9 protein-coding genes are annotated in these 7,198 nt (G+C 69.1%); 6 read left to right on the top strand and 3 right to left on the bottom strand.

Annotated features, from left to right (window positions below; translation table 11 throughout):
- Positions 1-1,435 (bottom strand): adenylyl-sulfate kinase (gene cysC / locus RMN98_RS14035; protein ID WP_309649444.1); only part of this gene is annotated, 1,435 nt, incomplete at its 3' end.
- A gap of 96 nt (positions 1,436-1,531) precedes the next feature.
- On the opposite strand from cysC, the gene RMN98_RS14040 reads away from it, so the two are divergent.
- From RMN98_RS14040 to RMN98_RS14065, 6 genes are all read left to right on the top strand, one after another.
- Positions 1,532-1,900, top strand: coding sequence for a phosphomannose isomerase type II C-terminal cupin domain (locus tag RMN98_RS14040; RefSeq protein ID WP_309649445.1), 369 nt, complete (start codon positions 1,532-1,534; stop codon positions 1,898-1,900).
- Complete coding sequence (locus RMN98_RS14045) at positions 1,897-2,856, top strand: asparaginase (RefSeq protein ID WP_309649446.1); 960 nt, start codon at positions 1,897-1,899, stop codon at positions 2,854-2,856. Before RMN98_RS14040 ends, RMN98_RS14045 begins: the two co-directional genes overlap by 4 nt.
- 66 nt (positions 2,857-2,922) lie before the next feature.
- Positions 2,923-3,297, top strand: coding sequence for a helix-turn-helix transcriptional regulator (locus tag RMN98_RS14050; protein WP_309649447.1), 375 nt, complete (start codon positions 2,923-2,925; stop codon positions 3,295-3,297).
- 52 nt (positions 3,298-3,349) lie between these two features.
- Positions 3,350-4,021: a hypothetical protein gene (locus RMN98_RS14055; RefSeq protein WP_309649448.1), complete on the top strand. Its 672-nt coding sequence runs from the start codon at positions 3,350-3,352 to the stop codon at positions 4,019-4,021.
- A gap of 105 nt (positions 4,022-4,126) precedes the next feature.
- Complete coding sequence (locus tag RMN98_RS14060) at positions 4,127-4,399, top strand: DUF2516 family protein (protein WP_309649449.1); 273 nt, start codon at positions 4,127-4,129, stop codon at positions 4,397-4,399.
- Between the two features lie 93 nt (positions 4,400-4,492).
- Positions 4,493-4,846 (top strand): phosphomannose isomerase type II C-terminal cupin domain, encoded by a 354-nt coding sequence (locus tag RMN98_RS14065; protein ID WP_309649450.1) that lies wholly within the window; start codon positions 4,493-4,495, stop codon positions 4,844-4,846.
- On the opposite strand, the gene RMN98_RS14070 is transcribed toward RMN98_RS14065, so the two are convergent.
- Positions 4,825-6,216 (bottom strand): bifunctional dTDP-4-dehydrorhamnose 3,5-epimerase family protein/NAD(P)-dependent oxidoreductase, encoded by a 1,392-nt coding sequence (locus tag RMN98_RS14070; RefSeq protein ID WP_309649451.1) that lies wholly within the window; start codon positions 6,214-6,216, stop codon positions 4,825-4,827. The genes RMN98_RS14065 and RMN98_RS14070 overlap by 22 nt on opposite strands.
- Complete coding sequence (gene rfbB, locus RMN98_RS14075) at positions 6,216-7,148, bottom strand: dTDP-glucose 4,6-dehydratase (protein WP_397209660.1); 933 nt, start codon at positions 7,146-7,148, stop codon at positions 6,216-6,218. The genes RMN98_RS14070 and rfbB overlap by 1 nt, the downstream gene beginning before the upstream one ends.
- Positions 7,149-7,198 lie beyond the last annotated feature (50 nt).

Below are 7,198 nucleotides of genomic sequence, written 5' to 3' on the forward strand. Positions count from 1 at the left end.
TGACCGACGGCCCGGCCGACTTCGCCGACCTGCCGGTCCTGACGATCGTCCGCCTGGTGAACTCGACGCCGCTGTCGTCGCCGGCCAGCGAGCGGGCGGTGAGCTCCATGAAGGGCGAGCGGCAGATGTTGGCGGTGCAGACGAAGAGGACCTTGATGGGGGTCCCGACGCCTCCTCGCTGTCGCTCGTCGGGCTCGACCAGCGAAGCGGGGGGCTCGACCACCGAATCCGTCGTGAGGTCGAGGTAGCCGGCGTCGCGGAGGGCGAGGACGAGGTCGTCGAGGGCGTCCTCGATGCTGCGGCCGGTGGTGTCGACGCGGGCGTCGGCGTCCTCCGGCTCCTCGTACGGGGAGGAGATGCCGGTGAACTCGGGGATCTCGCCTGCCCGGGCCTTGGCGTAGAGCCCCTTGCGGTCACGGCGCTCGCACTCCTCGAGCGGGGTCGCGACGTGCACCAGGAAGAAGGCGCCGCCTGCCTCGTCGACCATCTGACGCACCTGCTGGCGGGTCTCGTCGAAGGGGGCGATCGGGCTGCAGACGGCGACACCACCGTGCCGGGAGATCTCGGCGGCGACCCAGCCGATGCGGCGGATGTTGGTCTCGCGGTCGGTCTTGGAGAAGGAGAGGCCGGCGGACAGGTTCCGTCGTACGACGTCGCCATCGAGGCTGGTGAGCGATCGCTGGCCCTGCTCGAGCACCTTGTCCATCAGCGCGCGGGCCAGGGTGGACTTGCCGCTGCCCGAGAGGCCGGTGAAGAAGAGCACCAGGCCCTGGGCCTCCGGGCCGGGCTGGTCCGCGGCGACGATGGCGGCGACCTCCGGGGACACGTCACCGCCCTCGGTGAGGCCGTGGACCGGGTCGGGGCCCGCGTAGGTGGCGACGACCTGGACGCCGAGGCGGTGGTCGGTCTCGGGGTCGTCGTGCGAGGCGAGCGGGACGGCGATGACAGCCGCATCGAGGTCGCCCGAGGCCGCCAGGGTCGCGCGGACCAGCGCGACCGCTGAGAGGTCGGGAGTGCCATGACCGACCAGTGCGACGAGCACGACGGGGCCGAGGTCGGCCACCTCGCGGAGCTGGGCGTCGGTGAGCGCGTCGGCGACCGGCACGAAGGTGCGACCGGCGTAGCGCTCGCGCACCTCGGCGGGAGACAGGTAGTAGCGACGGAACGGGCCGTACTGCGCGTGGGTCAAGGGCTCCACGGCCCACGAGGTCGCTCCCATCACGACGCGTGCCAGTGGCAGGCCCTCGGGGTCGACGAGCTCGACGGCGCCGGCGGCTGCCGCCTCCTCGACGACGAGCGGGGGCAGCGTCAAGGTGACAGGGCTGCCCGGCTCGTTGAAGTCGGTGATCGGGGCCAAGGCCCCGTTGGCGAGCAGCTCGAGGTCGTCGAGCTCGCGCTGCGACGGGCAGTACTGGGGAGTGCGGGCGCTGGACACCGCGACATCCTCTCACCGTCATACGCGCTTAAGTCAGTCGCCTTCATACGTTGATACCGTGCCGACTCCAGACGCCAGTCGAATGACGGAGAACTCGTGAGCGACCTTTCGCAGGACCGACCCTGGGGATCCTGGCACGTCATCGAGGATGGTCAGGGCTACAAGGTGAAGCGCATCGTCGTGCACCCTGGCAAGCGGCTGTCCTACCAGACCCACCAGCACCGCTCGGAGCACTGGGTCGTCATCTTCGGCATCGCTACCTGTGTCGTGGACGGTGTGGAGGTCCAGGCCTCGCCCGGTCAGTGCATCGACGTCCCCATGGGCGCTGCGCACCGGCTCGAGAACCGGCACGCCGAGGACCTGCAGATCATCGAGGTCCAGCAGGGCGCCTACACCGGTGAGGACGACATCCACCGGCTCGAGGACGACTTCGGCCGCGCCACGCCCCAGGACACGGACGCGTGACCGCGCCCCAGGTCGTGGCCGAGATCGTCCGCTCGGGTTTCGTCGAGGGACATCACTACGGCTCCGTGGTCGCCCTGGACGCCGCCGGTGACATCGAGTGGAGCGTCGGCGCGGTCGAGGAGTCGATGCTCCCGCGCTCGTGCAACAAGCCGCTCCAAGCCCTCGCCATGGTCCGGCTCGGACTGGACCTGCCCGACGACCTCCTCGCCCTGGTGTGCGCCTCCCACTCCGGAGAGCCCTTCCACATCGACGGTGCCCGCCAGATCCTGGCGACGGCCGGCGTGGACGAGGCGTCGCTCCGGACGCCGCCTGACTATCCGCTCGACGACGACGCGCGCACCGAGCTGATCCGGGCCGGTGGGGACAAGGCGCCGATCGCGATGAACTGCTCGGGCAAGCACAGCGGGATGCTGGTGACCTGCGCGATCAACGGGTGGGACCTCGCGACCTATCTCGATCTGGACCACCCGCTGCAGCGCGCGATCCTCACGACGTTCGCTGAGCTGACCGGTGAACCAGTCACGACGATTGCCATCGACGGGTGTGGGGCGCCGCTGCTGTCAACGTCCCTCGTGGGACTTGCTCGAGCCTTCAGGGCCCTGGCGGTCGCCACGGACGGGCCGGAGGCTCGTGTCGCCAGCGCGATCCGCCGCCATCCTGAGTTCGTCTCCGGAACGCGGCGTGACGAGCGCGCGCTCCTCACCGCGATGCCGGGATCGATCGGCAAGGCCGGCGCGGAGTCCTGCTACGTCGTGGCGCTGCCGGACGGGCGGGCGTTCGCCCTCAAGACCGACGACGGCGCGCCTCGGGTGCGCCCGGTGCTCATGGCGGCGGCGCTGCGGAAGAGCGGGGTCGACCTGGAGGACTGGGTCGACGGGGATGCTGTGCGGGCCACGGGGGTGCTGGAGCTGCTGGGTGGGGGAGTCCCGGTGGGGGAGATCCGGGCGACCCTCTGAGCCATGTGGGACGACTCACGCTGCCTGAGTTTGCATTTTGCTAACTAGAGTTAGCACTATGGGGGCATGGCGAAGAGCAAGGTCGGTAGTGCGGTCGAGTCCCTCGGCGACTACCTCAAGGAGCAGCGGGTCGCGTCACGGCTGTCGCTTCGTCAGCTCGCGGAGCAGGCCGGGGTGTCCAATCCCTACCTGAGCCAGATCGAGCGCGGCCTGCGCAAGCCCTCCGCGGAGGTGCTCCAACAGATCGCGAAGGCCCTGAGGATCTCGGCGGAGCAGCTCTACATCCGCGCCGGCATCCTCAGCCCCGAGGACGGCGTCGGTGGCTCGGTCGAGCTCGCCGTCCTCAACGACCCAGGCCTCACCGAGCGGCAGAAGCAGTCGCTGCTCGACGTCTATTCGTCGTTCCTCGCGCTCAACGGCGCGCAGCCGGCCGACGACTGACCGGCACGACCAGCCTCACCCCATCGCACCACCAACACAAGGAGACATCGACATGGCCAAGGCCAAGTTCGACATCAAGACCATTGAGCTTCCCCCCGTCGCGGCCAAGCCGCTCTACGCCGGTGTCGGCGTCACCGACCTCGCGGTCGAGGTCGTCCGCGACTACGTCGCCGACGTCCAGGTGAAGCTCGCAGGCGCCCAGAAGACCGTCAGCGACTTCGACTTCCAGCCCAAGGCGCTGCGCGACCAGGCCGTGACCGTCGTCAACGCCCGCGTCGAGGCGCTCTCCAAGGACGCCAAGGCCCGTCGCGCCGCGGTCGAGGCCCGCGTTGCCGAGCTCCAGGCCGAGGCCCTCGCGATCCCGACCAAGGTCCAGGCCACGGTCACCGAGAACGTCGCGACCGTCACCGACACCTACGCCGACCTCGCCAAGCGCGGCGAGGCCCTCGTGACCCGCGTGCGCAAGCAGGAGTCGACCAAGGCCACCAAGACCGCGGCGAAGACCGCCACGGCCAAGGCCAAGACGACCACCACGCAGGCCAAGAAGGCGACCAGCACCACCGCCAAGAAGACGACGTCGGCCGCCAAGAAGACCGCCACCGCCGCCAAGAAGTCCGCCGCTCCGGCCAGGAGCAGCGCCAAGGCGACCACCACCGCCGCCAAGAAGACCGCCACCAAGGCCGCCGAGGCGACCACCGAGGCCGCGGCCAAGGTCGGCGACTGAAGAGAACCTGACGACGGACAGCTCGCGCTGTTCTGACGTCACGCGAGGCCCCCGGAGGTATGAGCTCCGGGGGTCTTGCCACCTCACTGGATAGGATCTGACCCCATGGGATCGCTCGAAGGACAAGTCTCGCTGCTGATCGCCCTCGCGATGCTGGCGGTGAAGATCTTCGCGTTCGTCAGCTCGCTGACGTTCTCCGGCGACGCCTACGAGGCGGCCGGCAAGCTCACCAAGCCCGCCTGGACGATCATCCTCGGACTCGGGGCGGTCCTGCAGCTGCTGCTGGTCAGCACGATCCTCAACCTGGCGTTCACCGTGGCGGCCCTGGTCTTCATCGTGGATGTCCGTCCGGCGCTCTCCGGGTTGCGCCGGCGCTAACTTTTGGTGCTTTGCCCCCCTGGGCGTTCCGGATGTGCGTACCCTCGAGGGGTCCGAGCGTTGCTCGGCGATCGAATACTGGGGGGTATTTCAATGATCGGCGATTCCGACACACGTCCGTGGGGCTCCTGGCAGGTCCTCGACGAGGGCGACGGCTTCAAGGTCAAGCGCCTCGTCGTCGCTCCGCACCAGCGCCTGAGCTATCAGACGCACGAGCACCGCGCGGAGCACTGGGCGATCGTGAGCGGCAAGGCGACCTGTGTGATTGACGGAGAGCTGATCCTGGCCGGGCCCGGTCAGTCGATCGACGTCGAGATCGGTCAGCCGCACCGCATCACCAACATGGAGGACGAGACTCTCGTCCTCATCGAGGTGCAGATGGGCGCCTACACCGGGGAGGACGACATCTGTCGCCTCGAGGACGACTACGGCCGCATCCCGGCCTGACAGTAGTCCCGCAGCGCGTCCCGCTGGTCGCGCGGCTCGAAGCCGATTGCCGTGATCTTGGCCAGCGACATGGTGCTGCTCATCGGCCGCGGGGCGGTGGCCTTGCCGGCGGCGTACTGCTCGGTCGTGATCGGGTTGACGTCGCCGGACGAGCGGCCGCACAGCTCGAAGACCGCGCCGGCGATGTCGGCCCACGACATCGCGGGACCGTCGTTGCTGACGTGGTAGGTGCCGTGCGCGGCGTGGGTCTCGACGAGGTGTCGGGTCGCGCGGGCGAGCTCGCCGGTGAAGGTGAGCCGTCCGACCTGGTCGGAGACGACGTCGGGCGAGGCGCCCTGGGTGGCCAGGCGCTGCATCGTGCGCACGAAGTTGTTGCCCTCGCCGATCACCCACGAGGTGCGGACCAGGTAGTGGCGCCGTGCCGTGCCGACGGCGAGGTCTCCGGCAGCCTTGGTTTGCGCGTAGACGCCCAGCGGTGAGAGGGGCTCGTCCTCGACGTGCTCGGGCTGCGTGCCGTCGAAGACGTATTCGGACGAGTAGTGCACCAGAGTGAAGCCGTGCTCGTCGCTGAGCCGGGCCAGGGTCGCGGGCGCGGTCGCGTTGGCGGCCCACGCCGTACGGCGTCCGTCGGCGGTCTCCGCGGCGTCCACCGCCGTGTAGGCCGCGGCGTTGAGGACCAGGGCGTAGTCGTGCCAGGGCCAGGTGGCCACGGCAGCGGGGTCGGTGACGTCGAGCTCGCCCAGGTCGACGCAGTCGGCGTCGGGCCAGTCGACCTGAAGGGCGCGGCCGAGCTGGCCCTGCGCGCCGATGATCAGCGTCTTCTTCGCCGGCATCGGAGTGACCTGGTCGAGGGTCGGGTTGGCGAGGTCCTTGTCGGAGATCTCGCAGTCGTCGAGCGGGATCGGCCACGGGATGGCCACCGTCGGGTCGGCCAGGTCGAGCGCGGGGTAGGACGTGCCGGGTCGCCAGTGGTCGTTGACGAGGTAGGTGTAGGCGACGCCGTCCTCGAGGGTCTGATAGCTGTTGCCGACGCCGCGGGGCACGAAGACGGCGACGCTCGGGTCCAGCTCGAGGTGGAACGTGGCGCCGTAGGTCTCGCCCTCCCGCATGTCGACCCAGGCGCCGAAGATCCGCCCGGTCGCGACGGAGACGAACTTGTCCCAAGGCTCGGTGTGGATGCCGCGGGTGGCGCCGCGGTTGGAGTTGAAGGAGACGTTGTTCTGCACCGGCCCGAAGTCGGCCAGGCCGAGCGCGAGCATCTTCTCGCGCTGCCAGTTCTCCTTGAACCAGCCGCGCGCGTCCTCGCGGACGTCGAGGCGGACGACCAGCAGGCCGGGGATCGGGGTGGTCTCGACCGCGAGGTCGCCCATCACTGGCCCTTGGCGGCGTAGAAGGCCTCCGTGGCCTCCTTGTGGGGGCGCCACCAGTCATCGTGGGCCTGGTACCACGCGATGGTCCGGGCGAGACCCTCCTCGAAGTGGTCGTAGGTCGGAGCCCAGCCGAGCTCGGTGCGCAGCTTGGTCGAGTCGATGGCGTAGCGCAGGTCATGACCGGCGCGGTCCGTGACCAGGTCGAGGTCGTCGGCGGCACGACCGAAGTGCTCGAGGATGCGACCCACGACCTCGAGGTTGGTGCGCTCGCCGTCGGCGCCGATCAGGTAGGTCTCGCCGATGCGGCCCCGCTCGAGGATCGTCCACACGGCGGAGGAGTGGTCCTCGGCGTGGATCCAGTCGCGCACGTTGGTGCCGGCGCCGTAGACCTTGGGGCGTTCACCGTCGATGACGTTGGTGATCTGGCGAGGGATGAACTTCTCGACGTGCTGCCAGGGACCGTAGTTGTTGGAGCAGTTGCTGATCGTCGCGCGCACCCCGAAGCTGCGCACCCACGCACGGACCAGGTGGTCGGAGCCGGCCTTGGCCGCGGAGTAGGGGCTGCTCGGGTTGTAGGGCGTGGCCTCGGTGAAGCGCTGCGGGTCGTCGAGCGCGAGGTCGCCGTAGACCTCGTCGGTGGAGATGTGGTGCAGCCGGGTGTCGTGACGCCGACACGCCTCGAGGATCTGGAAGGTCCCGACGATGTTGGTCTGGATGAACGGGCCCGGCTCGGTCAACGAGTTGTCGTTGTGGGACTCGGCGGCGAAGTGGACCACCGCGTCGTGCTCGCTGACGAGCTTGTCGACCACCGTGCCGTCCACGATGTCGCCGACGACCAGCTCGACGCGGTCCTGGGGGAGGCCCTCCAGCGACTCGCCCTCGCAACCCAGTGAGTTGACGATGGCCACATAGTACGTTGCAGAAGTTGTCAACGAAGGAGTTGTGAACACTCCATTGTGTTGATCAACAACAGGCAAAACAG

The sequence above is a fragment of the Nocardioides sp. genome (assembly GCF_031397825.1).
Lineage (GTDB): Bacteria > Actinomycetota > Actinomycetes > Propionibacteriales > Nocardioidaceae > Nocardioides.